Origin of the sequence: Roseibium marinum, assembly GCF_002906165.1 — a bacterium.
GTDB classification, from domain to species: domain Bacteria; phylum Pseudomonadota; class Alphaproteobacteria; order Rhizobiales; family Stappiaceae; genus Roseibium; species Roseibium marinum.
In genome coordinates this window covers 91221-114627 of the sequence record NZ_PPCN01000012.1, presented here as the reverse complement: position 1 = coordinate 114627, position 23407 = coordinate 91221, and the positions used below count along the sequence as shown (strand labels likewise).

Below are 23407 nucleotides of genomic sequence, written 5' to 3'. Positions count from 1 at the left end.
ATTTGACTTTGACCTTTTCCGTGTCCGCTAACATATTCGGTTTTCACAGCGTGGCCAGAACCGCGCGACAGGAGGAAAAAACATGCCGGAAATGGCACGCGCACAAGATGCGCCGCTAACCGCCGACCAGACCCGCAATACCGCGCAGGCGATCGCCGAACTGAAGGACCGATTCGGCGAGCGATGCGCAACGTCCGCGGCCCTGCGCGAACAGCACGGACACACGACGACCTGGCTGAAGAATCAGCCGCCTGACGCGGTGGTCTTTGCCGAGAGCACGGAAGAGGTGGCGGAAACGGTGCGTCTTTGCGCCGCGCGCAAGGTGCCGGTCATTCCGTTTGGAACGGGATCCTCGCTGGAGGGCCATGTGAATGCGCCGTTCGGCGGGGTCTCGCTCGACCTGTCGAGAATGAACAGCGTTCTGGAGGTGCATGCGGAAGACCTTGACTGCCGGGTGGAGGCGGGGGTGACCCGCAAGCAGCTCAACAGCCATCTCAGGGACACCGGCCTGTTTTTCCCGATCGACCCGGGGGCGGATGCCAGCCTCGGCGGCATGGCCGCGACCCGGGCCTCCGGCACAAACGCGGTGCGCTACGGTACCATGAAAGACGCGGTGCTCGCGCTCACGGTCGTAACCGCCGACGGTCGGATCATCAGGACCGGTGGCCGGGCGAAGAAATCCTCTGCCGGATACGACCTGACGCGGCTTTTCGTCGGGTCGGAAGGAACGCTCGGCGTCATCACGGAACTGACCTTGCGCTTGCACGGTCAGCCGGAGGCAATTTCCGGAGGTGTCTGCCCGTTCCCGGATGTCAATTCGGCCTGCAAGGCGGTGATTTCAACCATCCAGATGGGCATTCCCGTCGCGCGGATCGAACTTCTGGACGCTCTGCAGGTGAGGGCCTGCAATACCTATTCAAAGCTTGACCTTGCCGAAACGCCGACCCTGTTCCTGGAGTTCCACGGTTCGGAAGCCGGCGTGCGGGAACAGTCCGAAATGTTTTCCCAGATTGCCGAGGAATTTGGAGGTGGCCCGTTCAACTGGGCAACGGTCGCCGAGGAGCGGACGAAGCTCTGGACCGCCCGCCACGATGCCTACTGGGCGGGAAAAACCCTGAAGCCGGAAGCGCAAATCATGGTGACGGATGTCTGCGTGCCGATTTCCCGGCTGGCGGAATGCGTCAGCGAAACCGTGGAAGACATCGCAAGGGAAGGCTTTCTTGCCCCGATCGTCGGCCATGTCGGCGACGGCAATTTCCATGTTCAGATCCTGGTCGATCTGGACAAGCCGGAAGAAATCCGCAGGACGGAAGCCTTCGTCGAACGGCTGGCCCTCAGGGCCATCGAGATGGACGGGACATGCACCGGAGAGCACGGTGTGGGTCAGGGCAAAAGGAAATATCTGCGCCGGGAACACGGCGATGCGCTTGAAGTCATGGGCGCCATCAAGCAGGCGCTCGATCCGGGCAATATCATGAATCCGGGCAAGATCCTGCCGCAGTCATGATATTGTATCGAATCAGTTCGAAAAGCGCGATTTGTTCAGCGGGTGTTTCTCCGGCGGATTTTGCCGAAACCGTGTTTGCACTGCAGCAGGGATCGGGTACACCTGACCGGTAAGGTTTCCGGTGACTTTGGAGAACAAGGAGACAAGGCCTGAACTCCGTCTATATCACTGTGGGAATAGCCGTCATACTGGTGCTGGTCACGGCGCTGGTGGGACCGTTCTTTATCGACTGGACGGTTTACCGGTCGACATTCGAAAGCTACGCGGAACGGGTTCTGGGCCACCGGGTGACGGTGCTCGGCGAAGCCGATCTCAGGCTTTTGCCAGCGCCGTCCATCAGTTTCTCCGATGTCCGTGTCGGAGAAGCCGAGGACCCGCTTCTGGTGGTCTCCCAGTTCAACATGCGGATCGAGCTGCCACCTCTTCTGAAGGGCGAGATCCGTGTCATCGACATGGAACTGGACCGGCCGCAACTTTCCCTGTCTCTGGATGAAGACGGTCGACTCGACTGGCTGACCGCCATGACGTCGGATGGTGCGCTGGCAAAACTGCCGCCCGACGATGTCGCTTTTGAAAAGGTCTCGATACGCAACGGCGCCTTGTCGATTGTCGACGCGCGTTCCGGAGAGATCCACCGGGTCGACAACGGCAATCTTTCCGTCAGTGCCCGCTCGCTCTCCGGGCCGTTCAAGGCCGCCGGCAGCCTCTCCATCGAAGGGTCGCCCTATAATATCAGCCTGGCGACGGGCAGGGCACAGGACGATACGGGGCTTCGGATCAAGGGCGAAGTCACGCCAACCGACATGCCTGTGAATTTTGCCTTCGACGGCTCGCTGAACCAATCGGACGCCGCGCCCACCTTTGAAGGCGACTTCAACATTGCCTCCGTCTCCCTGGAGGAGACCGATGAGCCCGGCTGGACCGCGCAAGGCCAGTTTACGGCGGATATCGCCGAGGTTGCGGTACCGGCATTTGAATTCCGCTATGGTCCGGAAGACCGGCGGCTCAGCCTTACCGGCAACGGCGATCTGGTCTATGCCGGTAAAAAGCGTTTCGAAATCCGCGCGCAGTCAAAGCAGGTTGACCTCGACCGGCTGCTCGGGGGCGGCCCTCAGGAACCTGTCGACCTTGATGCGGCAGGCGAACAACTGATCGCCGCGCTCAGGGCCGTGCCGCTGCCGCCTATCGACGGTGCGATCTCGATGGATGTTCCGGCGGTCGTGGCGGGCGGCGGAATTATTCAGAATGTGCGCCTTGATCTGGAAACAATGCTTGGCGGCTGGCGGGTCGCGCGCCTGGCCGGGCGCTTGCCGGGGCGTACAACGGTCGCCACTCAGGGTGACCTGGGGCTCGAGCCGTCGCTGACCTACCGGGGGGCGGTCTCGATCAGCTCCGACCAGCCGGGGTCTTTCCTGAGCTGGTGGAAGCAGAAGGATACCGGTGTCAAGGCTCTGGACCCGATCTCGCTGGAAGGGCGGCTCAATCTGCTTCCGGAAGGCGCAGCCCTGGACAATCTTCGCCTGACGCTGGCCGGCGCGGAAGCGCGCGGCGGTCTTTCCTACCGCAAACCACGCTCGGGAAATGCCGTGTTTTCCCTCAGTCTTGACGCGGACAGGCTGGATCTGGACCAGGTCGAGAACCTTGCCGCGCTGATCCGGCCGGAAAGTTCCGCTGCCGGAAACCCTGAAGATCCGACCGGTCTCGACGTGTCCGTGCGTTTGCGCGCCAGGCAGGTGACGGCGAGGGGAGTGGAGGGAGAAGGCCTCGCCCTGGAAGCGGAATATTCCGACGGCGGTGTCCGGATCGACCGGTTGTTTGCCGAAGATCTGGCGGGCGCGCGGCTGGACGTGCGGGGCGCGATCCAAAACCTGTTTTCCGCGCCCGAAGGCGCGGTCTCCGGAACGCTTGATGCCCGGGACCTGTCTGGTCTGGTCGCGCTGGCGGGCGGGCTTTTCCCGCAGACCGTCTTTGTCGAACGTCTGGAAAGAGCCGCTGCGAGCCTTGTGCCGGCAAAATTCGATGCGAACCTGACAGCCGCGGCTGCCGGTGACGGCACGGAAATGACGCTCAGCCTGGAAGGCTCCGCCGGCGGGGCGGATGCTACCGTCAGGGCAGAGTTTAAGGGGCGTGTCGACGATTGGCGCAGCGCCGGGATCGATCTTGCGCTGGGGCTTCAGGGGCCGGACGGCGGCAAGCTGCTGCAGCAACTCGGCTTTAACGTAATTCCCATCGATGCGGACAATGGCGGCAAGCTCAGTGTCGTCGCCAAGGGCGTTCCGGCCGAGGGCCTCGCCCTTGAGATTGAAACTTCCGTCGGCAAGTCGGAGCTCGGTGCGAAGGGGACGGTCACCTTGAAAGAGGGGAGCGAGCCGCAGTACCGGATGACGGTGGCCGCGAAAACGCGGGACCTCACTCCTCTTGCCCTGATGGCCGGCCGTGTTCTTCCCGTCATGTCGGGAACACTTCCAGCCGAGGTGACCGTCGATCTGGAAGGTGCCGGCAGTGTCCTAAAGGTCACGAATGCCTCCGGGCAGGTCGGGGATACCTCGTTCGAGGGCAGTCTGGAAGGCGACCTTCAACCGGCTCCGGGAGAACGCAACCGGCGTTTTTCGGGAGATCTCAGCGTTTCCCAGGCGGATCTGCGCAGTTTGAGCGAACTCATTCTGGGTCCGGACCAGTGGTTCTCCCTTGGCGACGGCACCAGCAACTGGCCCTCCGCTTCCTTCGGCTCGCCGCTTCCGGACGGTGTGGATCTGAGCTTCGATTTTCTGGCGGACCGGCTTCTTGTCGATGACGAGACGGAAATAGCGAATGCCCGCGCGCAATTACGGATTACGCCGACGCTCCTGCGTCTTGACGGGCTCAATGGTGTGTTCGCGGGCGGCTCGCTGGAGGCCAGCCTGTCGCTGCGCCGCTCCGATGCCGAAGCGGCCGCATCCGGCCGGGTGAAGCTGGATGGCGCCGATCTGCGCCAGCTCGTCTGGCGGCCGGACAGCCGGGCGGTTGCCTCCGGAACGCTTGATCTTTTTCTTGAATTCGAGGGGGCGGGCCGTTCGATTTCAGCGATTGTCACCGGTCTCAGCGGCGGCGGAACCTTCTCGATGGAGAACGGCGATTTCAGAGGGGTAAATCCGCAGGCTTTCCAGCTTGTCACGCGGGCGGTCGATTCCGGGCTCGATCTTCAGGACGAGAAGATCCGCGAGATATTTGTCAGCCACATGGCTGCCGGAAATCTGCCCTTCAACCGGGTGGACGGCACGCTGGCGCTTGTTGGCGGACGTTTGAGCGCCCGTAATGTGGTGGTCGATTCAGGCAAGGCGGAAATCTTTGGATCCGCGGAAGTCGATCTGGGAACCTATGACCTGGATGCCGATTTTTCGGTCAAGGTCGATCCGGGTGAAGACGCGGTTACAGGTGCGGAGCCCCAGGTGGGGTTGCTCTTCGAAGGTCCTGTCGAAGCGCCCGTGCGGCGGGTCGATATAACTCCCTTCACCGCGTATCTGACCCTGCGCGCCTTCGAGCAGCAAGTCGAGAAGGTGGAAAAGCTGCAGGCTGAAATCCTCGAGCGCGACCGGCTGGCGCGTGAACTCAAGCATCAGCGGGAAGAGCAGGCGCGCAGGGAGCGTCAGGCCGCCGCAAAAGCCGCGGAGGAAGAACGACTGCTGCGGCTTGAAGACACACCCTCCGGGGACAGCCAGGGCGGGGCTTCGGAGAAGGAAAACACGGCGTTGCCGAGACAAGGCAGTGCGGAGCCCCGGGAACAGGAGCAATCCGGCCACACCGGTTCGGTGCCTTTGACGGAACGCATCCGCGCGCTTATCCAGGATGCTGAACCAGCCCGGGTGGCACCTGGCGCGAAGCCGGGCGGCAGCCTGCCGCCGCTCGATCCGCCGATTTCCATCGAGGATCTGCTGACACGGGATGTCGGCGGACCGCTGGTCCTGCCGGGCGCACCTCGGTAGGGTCCTAACTGACTTGCTTCAGGGCCCAGACCCTGACGGCGGATGAAAGCGGGACTTCCGGGTCGCGGCTGTCGTCAATTTCGACGATCAGGCTGGCCAGGGAGCGTTTTTCCTCGCCAATATATCTGTCGACCACGTCCCAGAACTCAGTTTCCAGCGCCAGGCTGGTCCGGTGACCGTGCAGGGAAAGGGAGCGTTTGACGAGCGCCATGGTGTCTTACGCAGAGCCATCGTCGTCGGCGGCGGGGCGGGAAGTGTCCAGGAGATGGCCGTCGACCTGTTTTTCCAGATCGTCCCGGCGCCGGCGGGCAGCTTCCCGTTCAGCCTTGGAGCGTCCGAACTTGTGACGGTTGTCGTCCGCCGCCTGGTCCTTTTCCTGACGCTGTTTCTGCTTGCGCACCATGCGCAGATTGATGATCTCCGCGCTCATGAGGGTCACTCCGGGTGAAATCAGGTTTTCTTGCGGAACGCGTCCAGTGACACGACCTCGCCGCCGCCATCGTTTCCGGTCGCGTCCGCCACGGGTTTGCTCTTCTTGCCCTTCGGCTTGGGTGACGCTGCAACTTCCTTGCCGTCTTCCACACCGTCCTGCTTGGCTTCGCTGTCGGAATGTTCCTGCTCCACCTTGGCGAGCTCCTCGACGGCTTCCAGCAATTCCTCGGGCAATTCTTCCGCCGTCTTGCCAGGGTCGAATTCCAGCGCGAACTGCACGGAGGGATCGAAGAACCCCTTGATGGCGGAATACGGGACAAGCAGTTTTTCGGGCACGCCGCCGAAGGAAAGGCCGACTTCGAAGGCATGTTCTCCGATCGCGAGATCCCAGAACTGGTGCTGGAGCACGATCGTCATTTCCTGCGGATAGCGCTCTTTGAGGCGCGGGGAAATGCGGACACCCGGCGCATTGGTATCAAACGCAATGTAGAAATGATGGTCTCCGGGAAGGCCGGTGCGTCCGACTTCGGCAAGAATCTTTTTGACCGCGCCACGCAGCGCGTCCTGAATCAATATGTCGTATCGCAGAAGGTCTTCAGACATCAGTTTTTGTCGTATCTCGATGGGAATCTTATCTATCACGTTCACATTGACGGCCCGGGATGAAAAAGAAAAGGCTCTTTTCCAAGTGATACCGAATAAATGTATCTGTTCTGAGCAGGTTATACCACTCCGGCGGGCAGAGGTACTCACGTCTTCACGACTGTCTTGAAAATTGAGTGGAGGCTTCTGTTGCCAGGTGCCTCCGGACCCCGCCTGAAGGTGCTACCCTACGGGACTTAGTGGACTACCGGCACTGCATTACGCAGCGACAGCGTTGTCCATAGCATAGTTGTCATTTGCAACTATTAAGAAAGCCCGATAACGGTGGTACAATACCGGGCAAAAGCGCAGTCTTTACACCCTCGTCGATCCTATTTCGCCCCCGCCGAAACCCACAGGAATTCCGTGGAAAAGCCCGTGGGCTTTGGTGGAGGCGCCGGGTACCGCCCCCGGGTCCGATAGGCTTATTGCACTGTCCATTTATTGCCATAGCTGGCGAACCAGCACGCCTGATATAAGGGGTTCAGACCCGAATTGAAAGAGGCTTGCCGGTTGAGAAACTTCTTTGCCGGTGAAGTTCATCCACAATTTATGGCGGGATCTGGGGAAAGACGCGGGGAGGGGCTGCGTTTTTGAAAATATCTGCGAAGTTAGGATCATTCAGCCTGGAGCCGCCAGAATCTGTCTGAAAACGCTAACAAGGGCCGCGTCGTGCAGCAATATCTCGATCTCTTGCAGAAAATCCTCGATGAGGGCGTTGACCGGGGAGACAGGACGGGAACGGGCACGCGTTCGATTTTCGGCCACCAGATGCGTTTCGATCTTTCGAAGGGTTTCCCGCTGGTCACCACCAAGAAGCTGCATCTGAAATCGATCATTCACGAGCTGCTCTGGTTCCTCGCGGGCGACACCAATATCGGCTATCTGAAGGAAAACGGTGTCAGGATCTGGGACGACTGGGCGGACGAGAACGGCGAACTCGGCCCGGTCTACGGCTACCAGTGGAGGTCCTGGCCTGCACCGGATGGCCGCTCCATCGACCAGATTTCCAATCTGCTGGAAATGATCCGCACCAATCCGGAAAGCCGCCGGCTGATCGTCTCGGCCTGGAACCCGGCTTTGGTCGACGAGATGGCCCTGCCGCCCTGCCATGCCCTGTTTCAGTTCTACGTGGCGAAGGGAAAACTCTCCTGTCAGCTCTACCAGCGCTCGGCGGATGTTTTCCTGGGCGTGCCCTTCAACATCGCCTCCTACGCGCTGCTGACCATGATGATCGCCCAGGTCACGGGCCTGCAGCCGGGCGACTTCGTCCACACCTTCGGCGATGCGCATCTTTATTCCAACCATTTCGACCAGGCGCGCGAACAGCTCACCCGTACGCCACGGTCGTTGCCGGATATGAAGATCAATCCGGACATCAGCGACCTGTTTGCCTTCAAATTTGAAGATTTCGAACTGGTGAACTACGATCCGCTACCGCATATTTCCGCGCCGATCGCGGTGTAGACCTCAGGGAATTCACCCCACCTCGAACCAGTCCATCATCCCCGAGGCCGCATGGCCGAGCATGTGGCAGTGGATCAGCCATTTGCCGGGATTGTCGGCGACGAAGGCGATCTTGACCGTTTCGTCGGGCACGGTCGTATAGGTATCGCGCCAGTCCGGATGCACCAGCTTCCGGCCGTTCCGTTCAAGAACCCGGAAATGATGGCCATGCAGGTGGATCGCGTGGGCGAAGGCGGTGTCGTTGCGGCTCTCAACGACGATGGTTTCGCCGCGTTCTGACGAGAACATCGGCGTGTCATCCATGCCGCCCTTGCCGTTGAAGGCCCAAAACAGGCCCTCCTGCATTCTCCGCTGCATGTCCGCGCGCGAGCCCATCATGCCGCGCATGCCGCCCATGGCGCCGCCGGCCATGTCGAGAGGCAGTTCGCGCGCGTTTTCAAGGTCAGGTTCCGGCAGGTCATTCCGCGCGGGCAGCATCAGAGGTCGGTCAGGAGCGGAGGCTTCACCGACCTTGAAGGTTGCGAACGTGATCGGCTGGCCGGTCATGGTTTCGAAGGGGATGGCACCGGTCTCTTCCGGGCGCATCACCACGTCCATGCGTTGCCCCGGGGAGAGCTGAAGCGTGCCGTCCATGTCGCGGGGGGTCTCAAAAGGCTGGCCGTCGAGGGCGATCACCCTGGCGCCGAAGCGCGACGGGGCGAGGTCGAGCACGCGCGCGGATGAGCTGTTGACCAGGCGGAGCCGGTGCCAGCGGTCCTTCTGCAAGGGGATGTCCGGCATGGACACGCCGTTGATTGTCATCCAGTTGCCGAGCCGCCCGGCGTGGGCGAAATCGTGCATGCCACCGAAACTGGCGGTTTCCATCACGCCGTTGTCGTCGAGGCGCCAGTCGCTGAGCATCAGGGTGATGTCGAGCGCGGGGTCGAACGCCGGCACATCGTCCTCGACGATCAGCGGACCGGCGAGACCGCGCGGCACCTGGTTCCAGCTCATTGTGTGGGCATGGTACCAGTAGGTGCCGGCATCGGGCGCGACGAAATCGTAGTCGAAGCTCTCGCCTGCTTTCACTGCGGGCTGCGTCAGCCCGGCAACACCGTCCATGGTGTTGTCGATGCGGATGCCGTGCCAGTGCACGGAGGTCGGCTCGTCCAGCTTGTTGAGGAAGCGGACCCTGACCCGCTCACCCCGCTTCACCCGGATTTCCGGGCCGGGCAGGCGCCCGTTGTAGAGCCACAGGTCGGAGAGCCCGCCGTCGTCGCCGAAAAGCCGTGCCTGACCCTTTCCCGCTGTGAGTTCAAAGAAGCCGTCATCTGACTTTGCCAGCGAAAATGTGGGCATCAGTGTGGCTGCGCAGCCGGCCACCGACGCCTTCAGAAACGATCTACGGTTCACTTTATCGAACTCCCGGACTGCGTGTTGAGACCGCCCCTTTACAACGATGGTGGTTCCAGTCGCTGGAAGGTCAAGGCCGACTTTCCAGACTTTCACGCCTGATGTCAGAAAGCGCTCGCAATCCGTGCCGACACGCTTCACTCTGGCGCTGACATTGACGACGGGATTTCAGAACGATGGTGTCAACGAACGGTCTTTCCCTCTCATCCCATGTATTCGCAGCCGAAAGGCGCGGTTTCGACGCTGCGATTGGCCGCAAACTGTGCGCGGGGGAGGAAGCCGGGCTCCTGCCGCATCTGCATGCGGTGTTGGCGGAGCGGGGCGGTGAGACCGTTCTGGAAAGCTACGGCACAGGTGCGGACGAGAACTGGGGCGCTCCCCTTGGCGAGATCAACTTCGGTGCGGAGACGCTGCATGACCTGCGCTCCGTCTCCAAGAGCATAGTCAGCCTGCTTTATGGCATTGCGCTCGAACGCGGCGACGTTCCTCGGCTGGATACGCCAATCCTGGAGCTGTTTCCCGGCCATGAGGATCTTGCCGCCGATCCGAAACGCAGGAGCCTGACCGTCGAGCACGCGCTCACCATGACGCTTGGCATGGAATGGGATGAGAGCCGTCCCTACACCGACCCGGAAAACAGCGAAATCGCGATGGAGCGCGCTGCGGACCGTTACCGCTTTATCCTGGAACGCCCGTTTGTGGCGGAGCCCGGAGCGCGCTGGATCTACAGCGGCGGCGCCACCGCACTGGTCGGCGAGATCCTGCAGCGGGGGACCGGTCGGAAGCTGCCCGATTTCGCGCATCAGGTGCTGTTCGAGCCGCTTGGCATTCAGCGGTTCGAATGGAGCGCGGGTGAGGACGGAACCCATTCTCCAGCCTCCGGCCTCAGGTTGAGCGGGCCGGATCTCCTTAAGATCGGCCGGCTGGTTCTGGATAACGGCATCTGGAAAGACCACCGGGTTGTTCCCGAAGCCTGGATCACCGCATCACTGAGACCCGTGATCGCGACCGGAGAGGGGCCGGACTACGGCTACTTCTGGTTCTGCGGCCAGGCGCCGGTGCCTGCACTAGGCGGCCCGACCCCGTGGTACGCGGGTTTCGGCAATGGTGGGCAGCGGCTCTGGCTCTGCCCCACGGCGGACATTGCCGCTGTGATCTTTTCGGGAAATTACAACAACTGGAACGCCTGGATCCCGCCGACCCGCGTGTGGAGTGAAATCATTCTGGCGAATTTGCGAGAGGCATGAATTCCATCCAGGGGGCAGCACCCGGACCTCAATAACCCGGTGCCGGGCAGGGCGGCTATCGCGTTTCCTTGTGCGCCTCCAGCAGACCCCGGTACCAGAGCGCGCTGTTCTTGAGGGTGCGGACCTGGGTGTCGTAGTCGACATGAACGATGCCGAAGCGCATCCGGTAGCCTTCCGCCCATTCGAAGTTGTCCATCAGGCTCCAGAGGAAGTAGCCCTTTACGGGGACACCTGCTTCCCGGGCATCTGCAATCGCGCCGAAATGCTTCTCGAGATAGTCGATGCGGCGCTGATCGTCGATGACGCCGTCCTCGGGGCCGTCATTGTAACAGGCACCGTTTTCGGTGATATAACAGTCAGGTAGGCGGTAGCGCGCATAAAGGTCTTTCATAAGATCCGAAAGTCCTGTCTCGTAGACCTCCCAGCCGATATCGGTGAGATCGGGGCCCGGCTCGGGCGGAACGGTGCGGGCCTGCGGGTAGTCCGCCGCCTCAGGATCGTGCGCGACGCGCATGGGCGTATAGTAGTTCAGCCCCCACCAGTCGAGCGGCTGGCTTATGGTGTCCAGATCGCCGTCGCGGATGTCCATCCTGTCGCCAAAGGCCGACAGGATGTCCGGGTGATAAGTCCCCTGGAAGACCGGGGAAAAGAAGATGCCGTTGTTGAATTCGAAAGCGCGCTCGGCGGCCGCACGGGCTTCCGCCGTTTCGCTTGCCGGATAGACGGAGTGGGCATTGATCACGATGCCCATGGGTAGATCGGGCCGGACCGCGCGGGCTGCCTGAACACCAAGCCCGTGGGCAAGGTTCAGCGTGTGCACGGCCGCCGCGAAGGCCTCGGTGCTTTTCTCGCCGGGGGCGTGAATACCGTAAAGATGGCTCAGGTGGCAGATGCACCATGGCTCGTTGACGGTTGCCAGTGCGTCCATCCGGTCGCCCAGCCTCCTGACGACAATGTCCGCGTAGTCGGCAAAGGCCTCGGCTGTGCTGCGCGCGGTCCATCCGCCATCTCCGGCAAGCATCAGCGGCAGATCCCAGTGATAGAGCGTCGGATAGACCTTGAGGCCGCGCTCCACCATTGCGTCGATCAGCCTGTCATAAAAATCCAGTCCCTTTTCATTCACCGCGCCGCGCCCGTCCGGCAGGATACGCGGCCAGGCGATGGAAAACCGGTAGGCATCGACACCAAGGGCCTGGATCATATCGAGATCGCTTTCCCAGAGGTGATAATGATCGCAGGCGACATCGCCGGAATGCTGTTGAAAAACCCGGCCGGGCATCCTGGAAAAGGCATCCCAGATGCTCGGCTTGCGGCCGTCCTCGCTTGCCGCCCCTTCGATCTGGTAGGCGGCGGTCGCAACGCCGAACAGGAAGTCTTTGGGGAAACGCTGCGCCAGCTCTTTGTTCGGTGCCATCGGGTCTCTGCTTCATCTTCGTGAAAAACACGACGGTCATAAATTTCAAAGCGCTTTGGATCAAGCTTTTTCCTGTAGTCTCATGAACCAGTTCCAGAAGGGGAGCGTGTCCGTCCGGATCGTCAACAGGGAAAACTGGCGGCGCTCATCGGGCGGCCCTTCCGGCTTTCGTCTTTTTTGGCCTGGCCGCGTTGGCCGGAAGCGCACAGACATAGGCCCGGGCCATCTCGACCCAGCTTTTCAGAAGCTCGTCGCTATCGATGCCTTCCGGCTCGACCCGGATGAAGCCCGCCATCGGCCGTCCTGTCGGCCGGCATTGCGAGGCATGCGGCCGCGCCAGGGCTTCGGCTTCCTGATCCTTGCCGACCCGCGCCATCAGCCCGCGTCTGGAAACGCAGACCAGCATGTTGCCGTTGACCATGAAGCAGGTTCCTCCGAACATCCGCTTCCGCTCGACGTTCTCGTCCGGAATCAAGGCCCGGGTGCGTTCGATCAGAACGGTTTCCATCAGGTCGGACATGGTAAAAGTTCTCCTGAACAAACAGTCCCGACGACAAGGACGGGGCGGGGCGCTTTGAACCGACAAGCCGTTGAAAAGAAATTTGCGGTTGGTTTCTCACTGCCTCGAATTTCATGCTAGGAGGCATCCAGGAAAAAGAAAACCGGATAGGGAGGGGCTGCGTGCCTGACATTGTCGTGATCGCCGCTGTTGCCAGGAACGGGATCATCGGGGCCGATGACGAAATGCCCTGGAAGCTCTCGACCGATCTGAAGCGGTTCAAGAAGCTGACCCTTGGAAAACCGGTTGTTCTTGGTCGCAAGACCTTTCTCTCCTTTGGTGGGAAACCGTTGCCGGGCCGGCCGCATATCGTGATTTCCCGGAATCCCGACTACGCCCCGGATGGCGCCGAGGCCGCTACGTCCCTGAAGGACGCGCTGGAGCGGGCGGGCGCGTTGGCGGGCCAACTCGGTGTGGAGGAGATCATGATCATCGGCGGCGGCCAGATCTATGTACAGGCCATGGAGATCGCCGACCGTCTTGAAATCACGGAGGTGGATGCCGAGCCCATGGGCGATACCCGTTTTCCCGTTATCGACCCCGCCGTCTGGGAGGAGACCAGCCGCATGCCTGGCGAGCGAGGCGAAAGGGACAGCGCCGACTTCACCTTCGTGACCTATCGTCGCAAAGCCTGACAGGAGCGAGCGTCGATTTTCATGACACTGCCTGAAAACATGACCGCGAAATGGGCGGCCTTTGAAAATCTAAGCCCGTGGGACGTTCACGATCTCCTGCAACTCCGGCAGGCTATTTTCGTGCTGGAGCAGACGTCGCTTTATGCGGACATCGACGGAAAGGACCCGCTCGCGTGGCATTTTCTCATCAGGAACCGGGAGACACGCGTCCTTGCCGGTGCCATCAGGCTGTTCACCGGGCTTGAAAACGGTGACGCGCGGATCGGCCGGGTGGTAATCGCCCGCGAATCCAGGGGATCCGGTCTTGGCCGGACAATGATGCTGGCCGGGATCGACAAGGCGGAGGCGCTCGCACCCGGCTGCCGGATCCATGTCACGGCCCAGGCCCATCTTGAAAAGTTCTACAAGTCCCTCGGTTTCCGCACCGTATCGAAGATCTATCTGGAAGACGGCATCCCCCATATTGACATGTTGCGTGGCGATTGAGGTGGTCTGCTGAATTTCTTTGCATGTTTCTTGCCGTACGCTCTTGAATGCCGGGAGATCCTTTCCCACCTGCGGCACGGGAAATTGTACCGGATTTACCAGGGAGGTCGTCGGCCGTTTTCGTTGAAAGCGGGCCGTAACCTCCCTATAACCAACGGTGAGTCAGAAGAGGCTAAGCCCAAATGAGGCAATGCCTGCAGGATTTCACAGAAGGAAGTTTTGATGCCTTGGAGCAATCAGACAGGTGGCGGTGGCCCCTGGAAGGGTGGCGGAAACAACGGCGGCCCATGGGGCAGCGGAAACAATGGCGGCCCTTGGGGAGGTGGTCAGAACCGGGGCGGTGGCGGTAGCCCGCCCGATCTTGAAGAGCTTCTGAAACGCACGCAGGACAGGATGAAAAACGTCCTGCCGGGCGGTGGCGGCGGCGGCCTGGGCTTTGCCGGCATCATGATCGTCATCGGCATCGGTGTCATCGGCTGGCTGCTGACCGGGCTGTATGTGGTCGATGAACGCGAGGTCGGCGTCGAACTGGTTCTTGGCAAGGTGGCGGACCAGACGCCTCCGGGCCTCAACTACAACTGGCCCTATCCGATCGGCGAGGTTTACAAGCCCCAGGTCGAACTGCAGCGCGAAACGACAGTCGGCGTTGAGGAAAGCATCACCAGCTCCGGCGGCGTGCGGGCCCGCGACATCCCCGAGGAAAGCCTGATGCTGACCGGCGACGAAAACATCGTCGACGTTGGCTTCAAGGTTCTTTGGAGAATCAAGAGCACCCGCGAGGGTATCAGCGACTATCTGTTCAACATCCAGGAGCCGGCCGGAACGGTGAAAGCCGTTGCCGAAAGCGCCATGCGCGAGGTGGTCGGTGAGTCGAATATCGATTCCATCCTTACAGAGAACCGGGTTGCCATTCAGAACGATGTCGTGACGCTGATGCAGACGACGCTGGATTCCTATCGTGCCGGCATCGAAATCGCGGAAGTGCAGATGCAGCGGGTTGACCCGCCGGCTCAGGTTATCGACGCGTTCCGGGATGTCCAGGCGGCGCGCGCCGACCAGGAGCGTATCCGCAACGAGGCGGAAGCCTATGCCAACCGGATCGTTCCGGAAGCACGCGGTGAATCCGCCCGTGTCCTGGAAGCGGCGAACGCCTACAAGGATCAGACCATCGCCGAAGCGACCGGTGAGTCCCAGCGTTTCACCAAGATCTACGAGCAATACGAGAAAGCACCGGATGTCACCCGGGAGCGCATGTATCTCGAAACACTGGAAAAAGTTTTGGGCGTTACCAACAAAATCATCATCGACAGCAACTCATCCGGTACCGGCGTGCTGCCGTTCCTGCCGCTTAACGACCTGAACGGACGCGGTTCCACCGCTCCGTCCGCACGGACAGGAGGGAACTGATCATGCGCAGCGGTATTCTGGCAGTCATTCTCGTTATCGTCGCCGTTCTCGGTTACATGTCGATCTTCATCGTAAATCCGACCCAGCAGGCGCTCGTCCTGCAGCTCGGCCGGATTATCGACACCAAGATCGAGGCCGGGCCGTATTTCAAATATCCGTTCATCCAGAACGTCGTCTATATCGACAAGCGGATACTCAACCTGAACATGCCGCCGCTTGAGCCGATCTCATCGGACAAGAAGCGGCTGGTGGTCGATGCCTTCGCGCGTTACAAGATCATCAATCCGGTTCTGTTCTACCAGCGTGTTCAGAACGTTCCGACGGCCAACCGGCGCCTGTCGACCCTGCTGCAGTCCTCGCTGCGCTCTGAACTGGGTCGCACCAGCTTCGCTGCCCTTGTCCGGGACGACCGTTCCGGTGTCATGGAGAATATCCGCCGGGATGTCAGTGCAAATGCCGCCGAACTCGGTATCGAAGTGATTGACGTGAAGATCCGCCGCGCGGATCTGCCGGATGCCAACTCCCAGGCCATCTACGCCAGAATGCAGACGGAGCGTCAGCGGGAAGCAACGGAGCTTCGCGCACAGGGTGAGGAACTCGCCCGGCGTATCCGTGCGCGAGCGGACCGCGATGCAACCGTTCTTGTCGCGGAAGCCAAGCGGGATTCGGAAATCACCCGTGGTGACGGCGATGCGGAGCGGAACAAGATCTTCGCCGAAGCATACGGCGCGGATCCGGAGTTCTTCGCGTTCTACCGCTCGATGCTGGCCTATGAAGAGGGTCTCAGGGCGGGCGACACCAGCCTTGTCCTGTCTCCCGATTCCAGCTTCTTCCGGTACTTCAAGGACCCGAGGGGCACCGCCGCACCGACGGCGGGCAATGACAATGGCGGCACAGGGGACACAGGCGTGTCGTCGCTCTCCGCGCAATGAGCGAACTGATGACCGCACTGGGTCTGGTGCTGGTGGTTGAAGGTGTGCTTTACGCGCTTGCGCCAGGCGGCATGAAGGCCGTCATGCGCAGCGCGCTGGAGACGCCGGACCAGACTTTACGCATCGCAGGGCTGCTCGCGGCCGGTGTTGGCGTATTTCTTGTGTGGATCATACGCGGATAACGAAAAGTTTTCGGGCGGGAGAGGTAAAAATCTCCCGCCCGTTCTATAATCCCGGTCAAGAACCTGAATGAAGCCGGTCGATTGTTTGCTGTTCAGGGTCTGTTGAGAACTAGGATCCGGTCGCTTGTCCGGACGCAATTCGCCCCGGTTCAGGAAGCGAAGGCGCGGGGGCGGTGCGATTTTTCAGGTCCCGGCAGCGTGGACCTTCGAAACGCGCCGCGGGCGGAGCCTAATTCTCAGCAGATCCAGGGAACAGTCCAGCCGGCTGGGATGAGGAGAACACCCCATGGCCCCAGAATTTATTCGTCGTAAAATCTGCCGTATCGCCTTCGTGGCCGCAGGCGTTGCTCTCGGCGGGATGATCGCAATTCAGCCTGTGCAAACCGCCCGGGCGCAAGGGCCGGTCTCCGTCGCCGATCTGGCGGAGAACCTGGCCGACGCTGTTGTGAACATTTCCACTGCCCAGACTGTGCAGGGGCAGCGGTCCGTTCCCATGCCGGAAGTTCCGGAAGGATCGCCGTTTCAGGAATTCTTCGAGGAATTCTTCAACCGGCAGAACCGGGACAATGACCAGCCGCGCCGGGTGCAGTCGCTCGGCTCGGGCTTTGTCATCGACGGCAAGGAAGGCATCATCATCACCAATAACCACGTCATTGAAGGCGCCGACGAAGTCACGGCCAATTTCAATGACGGCACCAAGCTGAAGGCGGAGATCCTCGGTACCGACGAGAAGACCGATCTCGCGGTTTTGAAGGTGACGCCGGAAACGCCGCTGAAGGACGTCAATTTCGGTAATTCCGACGGGATCCGCGTCGGTGACTGGGTGATGGCGATCGGCAACCCGTTCGGTCTCGGCGGCACGGTGACCGTGGGGATCGTATCGGCGCGCAACCGCGACATCAATTCGGGCCCGTACGACAACTTCATCCAGACCGACGCCTCCATCAACCGGGGCAACTCGGGCGGTCCGCTGTTCGACATGGAAGGCAAGGTGGTCGGCATCAACACCGCGATCATTTCCCCGTCGGGCGGGTCGATCGGCATCGGTTTCGCCATTCCGGCCAAGACCGCCATGCGGGTGATCGATCAGTTGCGCGAGTTCGGAGAGACCCGCCGCGGCTGGCTGGGCGTCCGCATTCAGGAAGTCACCGACGAGATCGCCGAAAGCCTGGGCATGGACGAGGCCATGGGCGCGCTGGTTGCCGGTGTCACAGAGGACGGTCCGGCGGCCAAGGGCAAGGTCGAGCCGGGCGACGTCATCGTCAAGTTCGATGGCAGCGAGGTCGAATCGATGCGCGAGTTGCCGCGCATGGTCGCCGAGACGGCAATCGGCAAGGAAGTCGAGGTTGTGGTTCTGCGCAAGGGCGAGGAAGTCACGATCAGCGTGACGCTTGAGCGCCTTGAAGAGAATGATGTCGAGGAAGCGAGTGCGGAAACCGAGGACCAGCCGGAAGACACGCCCGCTGAAAAGAGTGAAGTTCTCGGCATGATGCTCGCCGAACTGGACGATGCCCTTCGCAAGCAGTTCTCTATCGATGAAGATATCACCGGTGTTGTCGTCACCGAAGTGATTGCAGGCTCTTCGGCGGAGGAAAAGCGGGTGACGGCCGGCGACGTCATCAAGGAAGTCGCCCAGGAACCGGTCTCCACTCCGGCCGATGTCGAGGCGGAAATCAAGAAGCTGAAGGCTGACGGTCGCCGCTCGGCGCTGCTGCTTCTGGCGAACCCGACCGGCGATGTCCGTTTCGTGCCGGTCCGGATCGAGGATCAGTAGGCAGGAGCATCTGTCTTCGCGAAAAAAGGAAAAGGCGCCGGAAATGGCGCCTTTTCTGATTTGGAGCGTGTCGCGTTTGAGCGGATTGATGGATTTAGAGGGACGCCCGAGGCAGCGTTTGCATTGCAAATGCGTGCGGGCGATTTCCTGAATTCAATTTAACGCGACACGCTTTAGCCGAGCGATCTTTGTGCCGCCATCAGCTCAGCACGAAGTCGCTTTCCGCGTAGCCCTGCAGATACAGCAGTGCCGTAAGGTCCCCGTGATCGACACGGAAGTCGGCGGCGGCGGCGACGGAGGGTTTGGCCCTGTAGGCGACACCGGCGCCAGCCAACTCGATCATCGCGAGATCGTTGGCCCCGTCGCCCACGGCGAGCGTTTCGCTGAAGGCAAGGCCCATGTCCGCAACAAGATATTCCAGCCGGGCGCGCTTGGCATCGCGGCCGAGAATGGGCTCGGCAACCTTTCCGGTCAGGTGTCCGTCTTCCGTCAGAAGGGTGTTGGCCTGGTGCTCGTCAAAGCCGATCATGCGATAGACCGCCTTGGTGAAATGGGTGAAGCCGCCGGAGACGAGGGAGCAATAGGCACCGTTCGCTTTCATGGTCTGCACCAGCGTGCGGCCGCCGGGCATCAACTGGATGCGGTTGGTCAGGACCGTATCGACCGCCGAAAGGGAGAGGCCTTCCAGCAGGGCGACGCGTTCCCTGAGCGCGGGTTCGAATTCGATCTCGCCGCGCATCGCCCGTTCGGTAATCTCGGAAATCCTGTCCTTCAGGCCGAGTTCAGCGGCCAGTTCATCGATGCACTCCTGACGGATCATGGTGGAATCCATGTCGGCGATCAAAAGCCTTTTGCGCCTTCCCTCATGTGGCTGGACAAAGACATCGACGGGGGACCTTCCAACGACTTCGCGCAGAATGGCGTCCGCGGTGCTTGCATTTGACCCGTCAAAGCGGATATCGGCTGCAATGCCAGGATTGAGTATAGTCGTGGTTCCGGTCACGCCGAGGACATCCGAGGCCTGGCGCAGCAGATCCGCATCGACCGCCGGAGCAGTGGGAGTGGACACCAAAGTGGCAACTGAAGACATGGAGGCTTCCCTGGAAGGCTGTCGGAGACGGACTGAGGACGAACGCGTCATTCTGATAGCGGGACCGACGGCAAGCGGCAAGTCCGCATTGGCGCTGGAACTGGCCAGAAAACTTGATGGCGTGATCATCAATGCCGATTCCATGCAGCTTTACGAGGACTTGCGTGTGGTGAGCGCCAGGCCCTCCGCCGAAGAGGAGACGGAGGTTCCGCACAGGCTCTATGGTGTCCTTTCGGCTTCGACCGCCTTTTCCACTGGCGAGTGGCTGCGTCAGGCCACCGAAGAAATCGAGGCCGCGCGCATGGCCGGCAAGATGCCGATCCTGGTTGGCGGAACCGGTCTTTATTTCAAGGGACTGACCGAAGGCTTCGCCGAGATGCCGGCCATTGCGGACGACGTGCGCCACAAGGCGCGGGACCTTGCGGACGCGGGCGGTGTCGAGGGTCTCAGGTCGGCCCTTGTGGACATGGGGGACGGGGAAGCGGCCTTTGGCCTGAACGACCCTCAGCGGCTCACCCGGGCGCTCGAAGTGCTGATGGCGACGGGAAAGCCGCTTTCAGTCTGGCAAAGGGAAGCGCAATCCGCGCCGCTGCTGCCCGAAGCGATGTGTCAAAGATATGTCCTTGCGCCGCCGAGGCCCTGGCTGCACGAACGGATCGAACAGCGCGCCCGGATGATGTTGTCGCAGGAGGGCTGCGAGGAGATCCGCGCTCTCCTTGCAAAGAACTTCTCCAGCAAGCTTCCCGCCATGCGGGCGATCGGTGTTGCGGAGATCGGCGCGTATCTAAACGGCGAATGCGATTATCAAGAGACCGTCCACAGGCTGACTGTTGCAACGCGGCAATATGCGAAACGTCAGGAGACCTGGTTCCGCAACCAGATGGGAGATTGGCAACGGATTGATCCGTCAAACGGAATCAGCACCCAGGATTTCCAGCTGTTTCACTGAGAGAAGTGCCAATAACCTCTGCGTGTGCGGTGCACAGTTTGTTTTCCATCTAACTTGTTGGTAATGCGTATATATTTTCAAAAATTTTATGTTTATAATACGAGTTGCCACAGGGTCGGCACAATTCAGGGTTACATGGATCTACGCCTTTGGTAGGGGCTTTTTTTTGTAAATCTGGTGCCTGCTGTACGCAGTTCAATACTGGGAGGATACGGTGCAGACGATATTTCTCGAATGCGGCTCGGTGCGGCTTGTTCCGTTTTCTGCGGCCGATATCAGACTTATCGACGATCTCCATTCTGATGCCTATGGCAACCGGTGCACGGAATACTCGACCAATTGCACCGTGATGGACGCGGCCGAGTTGGTGAGTTCCGCTCTGCAGCATCAGGAGGATCTTGGTTTCGGCAAGTGGAAGGCCGTCTCGGAAGACGGAACCTTTCTCGGCTGGGCCGGCTTCACACCGGTCAGCGAAACGTCTGAAATCAGTGTGAACTACTGCCTGCCGAACGAGGTGCTGCAAAGCGATCCCGATTTGTCGAAACGCCTGTTCTCGTCATTGGCCGACTGGTTCTTCGAAAACACCTATTTCTCCCATCTGATCGCGGTCGTGCGAATGGACAACCGCGACATGCGCGAAGTGGTGCTGAATTGCGGCTTCTATCACCGGGAAAGCAAGGTGATCGAGGGTATGCAGGCGGACGTCTTCCAGATGCTCAGCCCCTCCATGCAGTCCTATCTTCTGAGCGCCTAGAGTACATTGACTGCGCTCGGCTGAACGCCGGACGCTCCAGAGGTTTAACTGTGGAGTGCCAGCGCAACAGAGAAACCATGGGGCCGCGTTTCAACACGGTCCTTTTTTCGAAAGACGCTCGCTTTGCCTGAAACTATTCTGACAACCGCGCGGCTTCGGATTGTTCCGTTTGAGGAAGCCGATTTCCCGCTTCTTTTCGATCTTCATTCAGACCCGGAAGTCAATCGCTACCTGTCGCCAGGACTGGCACCGATGAGCGAGGTGGAAGTGTGCCGCAGGCTGAACGATTATATCGGTGATCACAAGCGTTTGGGGATCAGCAAGTGGAAGCTGGAAACATTGGAAGGCGAGTTTGCCGGCCGCGCCGGCTTCTCCCGGCTGGACGACCCTGATGGGTTCGAATTGAGCTACAGCTTGAAACGCAAGGCGTGGGGCAACGGTTATGCGACCGAAATTGCGTGCGGACTGGTGGCATGGTTTTTCCGGAAAACGTCTGAGCCGTATTTGATGGCCTATGCCGTCTCTGAACACGGGGCTTCCCAAAGAGTGATGATAAAGGCAGGACTATTTTACTGGTACGAGATGAAAAAGTACGGCGTTCCTTGCCGTTTTTACCGGATCGAGAGGAAAGACTTTGAGCGTTTTTCCTCTGCCGGGGCGAAACCTGCGGATGAATTAGTGCATTGAAAAAGGCCGCGAGAGCGGCCTTTTTACCAAGTCGGTGGTTTGTTTTCCGCTCAAACAGCCTGCAATGCACCCGGATTGCCGGTCTGCTGGCGCAGGGCCAGTTTGTTCATGGCCGAGACATAGGCGCGGGCGGAGGCGACGAGGGTGTCGGTGTCCGCACCCTTGCCGGTTGCGATCCTGCCGCCGGCCTCCAGCCGCACGGAGACTTCGGCCTGCGCGTCCGTGCCTTCGGTCACCGCATGGACCTGATAGAGCGACAGGGTTGCCTCATGCGGCACGATGGACTTGATCGCGTTGAAGGTGGCATCGACGGGGCCGTCGCCGGTGCATTCCTTGGTGATGTGCTGGCCGTTGACATCCATGGTCAGGATCGCCTTCTGCGGGCCGCCGGTGCCGGCAATGACCGTCAGCGCGATCACCTTGGTGCTCTCGCCCAGGATGGTGATTTCATCCTCGACCAGGGCTTCGATGTCCTCGTCATAGACATGCTTCTTGCGGTCGGCGAGGTCCTTGAAGCGGCGAAACGCGTCCTGCAGGGCGTTGTCGCCCAGATCGAAGCCCAGTTCCTTCAGCTTGTCGCGGAACGCATGACGGCCGGAATGCTTGCCCATGACCAGCGAAGTGGCTTTGACGCCGACATCCTCCGGCCGCATGATTTCATAAGTCTCGGCGTTCTTCAGCATGCCGTCCTGATGAATGCCGCTTTCGTGCGCAAAGGCGTTCTTGCCGACGATGGCCTTGTTGTACTGCACGGCGAAGCCTGATGCCCCGGACACCATCTTGGAAGCACGCACCAGGAATTTCGGGTCGATCCGCGTCACGTAGGGCATGATGTCGCTGCGGGTGCGGACCGCCATGACGATCTCTTCCAGAGCAGCGTTGCCGGCGCGCTCACCGAGGCCGTTGATGGTGCACTCGATCTGGCGGGCACCACCGGCGACACCGGCCAAGGAGTTGGCGACGGCCAGGCCCAGATCGTCATGGCAATGAACGGAAAAGATCGCCTTGTCGCTGTCCGGTACCCGCTCGCGGATCTGTTCGAACATGGCTTTGTATTCGTCCGGCGTCGCATAGCCGACCGTGTCCGGCAGGTTGATGGTGGTCGCCCCGCATTTGATCGCCGCTTCCACGCAGCGGCACAGATAGTCGATCGGGGTGCGGGTCGCGTCCATGGCCGACCATTCCACGTCGTCGATCAGGTTGCGCGAGCGGGTCACCGTGTCGGTGATGATGTCCAGAACCTGGTCTTCCGTCTTGTTCATCTGGAATTTCAGATGGATCGGCGAGGTGGAGACGAAGGTGTGGATGCGGCCCTTGCCGGCGTGTTTCACCGCTTCGCCGCAGCGGTCGATATCCGCGTGGATGGCGCGGGCGAGACCTGCGATCACCGAGTTCTTCGAGCGTTTGGCGATTTCGCTGACGGCTTCAAAATCGCCGTTGGAGGCAATCGGAAATCCGGCTTCGATGATGTCGACGCCCATCTCGTCGAGAATTTCGGCGATCTGCAGCTTTTCTTCCAGCGTCATGGACGCGCCGGGCGATTGCTCGCCGTCGCGCAAGGTGGTGTCGAAGATGCGGATCTGCTCCGTGGTGGTATTGGCGGTCATGGTTGTTTCGTCCCTGGCTTGGATCGGGCCTTCCTGAATGAAAACGTCAGGAAGCATGCGACGCGATCCGAATATCGTGATGCGTTGTCCGAAGTATCTCCCCTAAGTGCCCGTTCCGCAATAACACGCGGATCAGCCGACGCTCAGGGGCATCTAAGAAGGAGGAGATCGCCAAGTAGGAGGAGGCCGCCGCGCAGGGCCTGCGCGTCGCAAGAAGAACCGGAAATGTCGCGTGCCGCGATCATGGGTCTGTCTTTGGCCTTTGGTTGTTTTTCAAAAGGT

At 60.6% G+C, this 23407-nt stretch carries 21 protein-coding genes and 1 other RNA gene; 13 read left to right on the top strand and 9 right to left on the bottom strand.

The features are described 5' to 3' along the window. Nucleotides 1-91: 91 nt before the first annotated feature. The gene (locus CLV41_RS22590; protein WP_235867225.1) at nt 92-1507 is read left to right on the top strand and encodes an FAD-binding oxidoreductase; all 1416 of its coding nucleotides are present in this window, start codon (nt 92-94) and stop codon (nt 1505-1507) included. A 170-nt stretch (nt 1508-1677) separates the two neighbouring features. Beyond that, on the top strand, nt 1678-5469 hold the full coding sequence (locus CLV41_RS22585) for an AsmA family protein (RefSeq protein ID WP_103224735.1): 3792 nt from the start codon (nt 1678-1680) through the stop codon (nt 5467-5469). A gap of 4 nt (nt 5470-5473) precedes the next feature. On the opposite strand, the gene CLV41_RS22580 is transcribed toward CLV41_RS22585, so the two are convergent. The 4 genes from CLV41_RS22580 to ssrA all read right to left on the bottom strand — a co-directional run bounded on the left by CLV41_RS22580 (nt 5474) and on the right by ssrA (nt 7048). Then, on the bottom strand, nt 5474-5680 hold the full coding sequence (locus tag CLV41_RS22580) for a ribbon-helix-helix domain-containing protein (RefSeq protein WP_103224734.1): 207 nt from the start codon (nt 5678-5680) through the stop codon (nt 5474-5476). A 6-nt stretch (nt 5681-5686) separates the two neighbouring features. Beyond that, nucleotides 5687-5899: a DUF4169 family protein gene (locus CLV41_RS22575; protein ID WP_103224733.1), complete on the bottom strand. Its 213-nt coding sequence runs from the start codon at nt 5897-5899 to the stop codon at nt 5687-5689. 20 nt (nt 5900-5919) lie between these two features. Beyond that, nucleotides 5920-6504: an SspB family protein gene (locus CLV41_RS22570; RefSeq protein ID WP_103224796.1), complete on the bottom strand. Its 585-nt coding sequence runs from the start codon at nt 6502-6504 to the stop codon at nt 5920-5922. Between the two features lie 175 nt (nt 6505-6679). Continuing rightward, nucleotides 6680-7048: a transfer-messenger RNA gene (gene ssrA, locus CLV41_RS22565) on the bottom strand. Nucleotides 7049-7215: 167 nt separating this feature from the next. On the opposite strand from ssrA, the gene CLV41_RS22560 reads away from it, so the two are divergent. Beyond that, the gene (locus tag CLV41_RS22560; RefSeq protein ID WP_103224732.1) at nt 7216-8010 is read left to right on the top strand and encodes a thymidylate synthase; all 795 of its coding nucleotides are present in this window, start codon (nt 7216-7218) and stop codon (nt 8008-8010) included. Nucleotides 8011-8022: 12 nt separating this feature from the next. Here CLV41_RS22560 and CLV41_RS22555 read toward each other — a convergent pair whose 3' ends face one another. Then, nucleotides 8023-9402, bottom strand: coding sequence for a multicopper oxidase family protein (locus tag CLV41_RS22555; RefSeq protein WP_208987681.1), 1380 nt, complete (start codon nt 9400-9402; stop codon nt 8023-8025). 176 nt (nt 9403-9578) lie between these two features. Between CLV41_RS22555 and CLV41_RS22550 the strand changes: the two genes are divergently transcribed. Beyond that, nucleotides 9579-10649 (top strand): serine hydrolase domain-containing protein, encoded by a 1071-nt coding sequence (locus CLV41_RS22550; RefSeq protein ID WP_103224731.1) that lies wholly within the window; start codon nt 9579-9581, stop codon nt 10647-10649. A gap of 55 nt (nt 10650-10704) precedes the next feature. Here CLV41_RS22550 and CLV41_RS22545 read toward each other — a convergent pair whose 3' ends face one another. Further along, nucleotides 10705-12063, bottom strand: a complete 1359-nt coding sequence (locus CLV41_RS22545) for a GH1 family beta-glucosidase (protein WP_103224730.1) — start codon at nt 12061-12063, stop codon at nt 10705-10707. A gap of 145 nt (nt 12064-12208) precedes the next feature. Continuing rightward, nucleotides 12209-12583: a TfoX/Sxy family protein gene (locus CLV41_RS22540; protein ID WP_103224729.1), complete on the bottom strand. Its 375-nt coding sequence runs from the start codon at nt 12581-12583 to the stop codon at nt 12209-12211. 113 nt (nt 12584-12696) lie between these two features. Between CLV41_RS22540 and CLV41_RS22535 the strand changes: the two genes are divergently transcribed. The 6 genes from CLV41_RS22535 (at nt 12697) to CLV41_RS22510 (ending at nt 18038) form a co-directional block, all read left to right on the top strand. Beyond that, nucleotides 12697-13257 carry a dihydrofolate reductase gene (locus CLV41_RS22535; protein WP_103224728.1) on the top strand — a complete coding sequence of 187 codons (561 nt, stop codon included), beginning with the start codon at nt 12697-12699 and terminating at the stop codon, nt 13255-13257. Nucleotides 13258-13278: 21 nt separating this feature from the next. Further along, nucleotides 13279-13743, top strand: a complete 465-nt coding sequence (locus tag CLV41_RS22530) for a GNAT family N-acetyltransferase (protein ID WP_208987680.1) — start codon at nt 13279-13281, stop codon at nt 13741-13743. A gap of 222 nt (nt 13744-13965) precedes the next feature. Next, the gene (hflK, locus tag CLV41_RS22525; protein ID WP_103224726.1) at nt 13966-15150 is read left to right on the top strand and encodes an FtsH protease activity modulator HflK; all 1185 of its coding nucleotides are present in this window, start codon (nt 13966-13968) and stop codon (nt 15148-15150) included. 2 nt (nt 15151-15152) lie between these two features. Beyond that, on the top strand, nt 15153-16082 hold the full coding sequence (gene hflC, locus CLV41_RS22520; protein WP_103224725.1) for a protease modulator HflC: 930 nt from the start codon (nt 15153-15155) through the stop codon (nt 16080-16082). Nucleotides 16083-16090: 8 nt separating this feature from the next. Beyond that, complete coding sequence (locus CLV41_RS22515; RefSeq protein WP_328590055.1) at nt 16091-16264, top strand: DUF2065 domain-containing protein; 174 nt, start codon at nt 16091-16093, stop codon at nt 16262-16264. Between the two features lie 286 nt (nt 16265-16550). Beyond that, nucleotides 16551-18038 carry a Do family serine endopeptidase gene (locus CLV41_RS22510; RefSeq protein ID WP_103224723.1) on the top strand — a complete coding sequence of 496 codons (1488 nt, stop codon included), beginning with the start codon at nt 16551-16553 and terminating at the stop codon, nt 18036-18038. A gap of 199 nt (nt 18039-18237) precedes the next feature. On the opposite strand, the gene serB is transcribed toward CLV41_RS22510, so the two are convergent. Beyond that, on the bottom strand, nt 18238-19128 hold the full coding sequence (gene serB, locus CLV41_RS22505) for a phosphoserine phosphatase SerB (protein ID WP_103224722.1): 891 nt from the start codon (nt 19126-19128) through the stop codon (nt 18238-18240). Here serB and miaA point away from each other — a divergent pair. From miaA to CLV41_RS22490, 3 genes are all read left to right on the top strand, one after another. Then, nucleotides 19112-20077, top strand: coding sequence for a tRNA (adenosine(37)-N6)-dimethylallyltransferase MiaA (gene miaA / locus CLV41_RS22500; RefSeq protein WP_328590054.1), 966 nt, complete (start codon nt 19112-19114; stop codon nt 20075-20077). The genes serB and miaA overlap by 17 nt on opposite strands. A gap of 214 nt (nt 20078-20291) precedes the next feature. Beyond that, the gene (locus CLV41_RS22495; protein WP_208987678.1) at nt 20292-20831 is read left to right on the top strand and encodes a GNAT family N-acetyltransferase; all 540 of its coding nucleotides are present in this window, start codon (nt 20292-20294) and stop codon (nt 20829-20831) included. Between the two features lie 123 nt (nt 20832-20954). Then, complete coding sequence (locus CLV41_RS22490) at nt 20955-21518, top strand: GNAT family N-acetyltransferase (protein ID WP_170107292.1); 564 nt, start codon at nt 20955-20957, stop codon at nt 21516-21518. Between the two features lie 50 nt (nt 21519-21568). Here CLV41_RS22490 and CLV41_RS22485 read toward each other — a convergent pair whose 3' ends face one another. Then, a complete protein-coding gene (locus tag CLV41_RS22485; RefSeq protein WP_103224794.1) occupies nt 21569-23125 on the bottom strand; it encodes a 2-isopropylmalate synthase in 1557 nt (518 codons plus the stop codon). Nucleotides 23126-23407 lie beyond the last annotated feature (282 nt).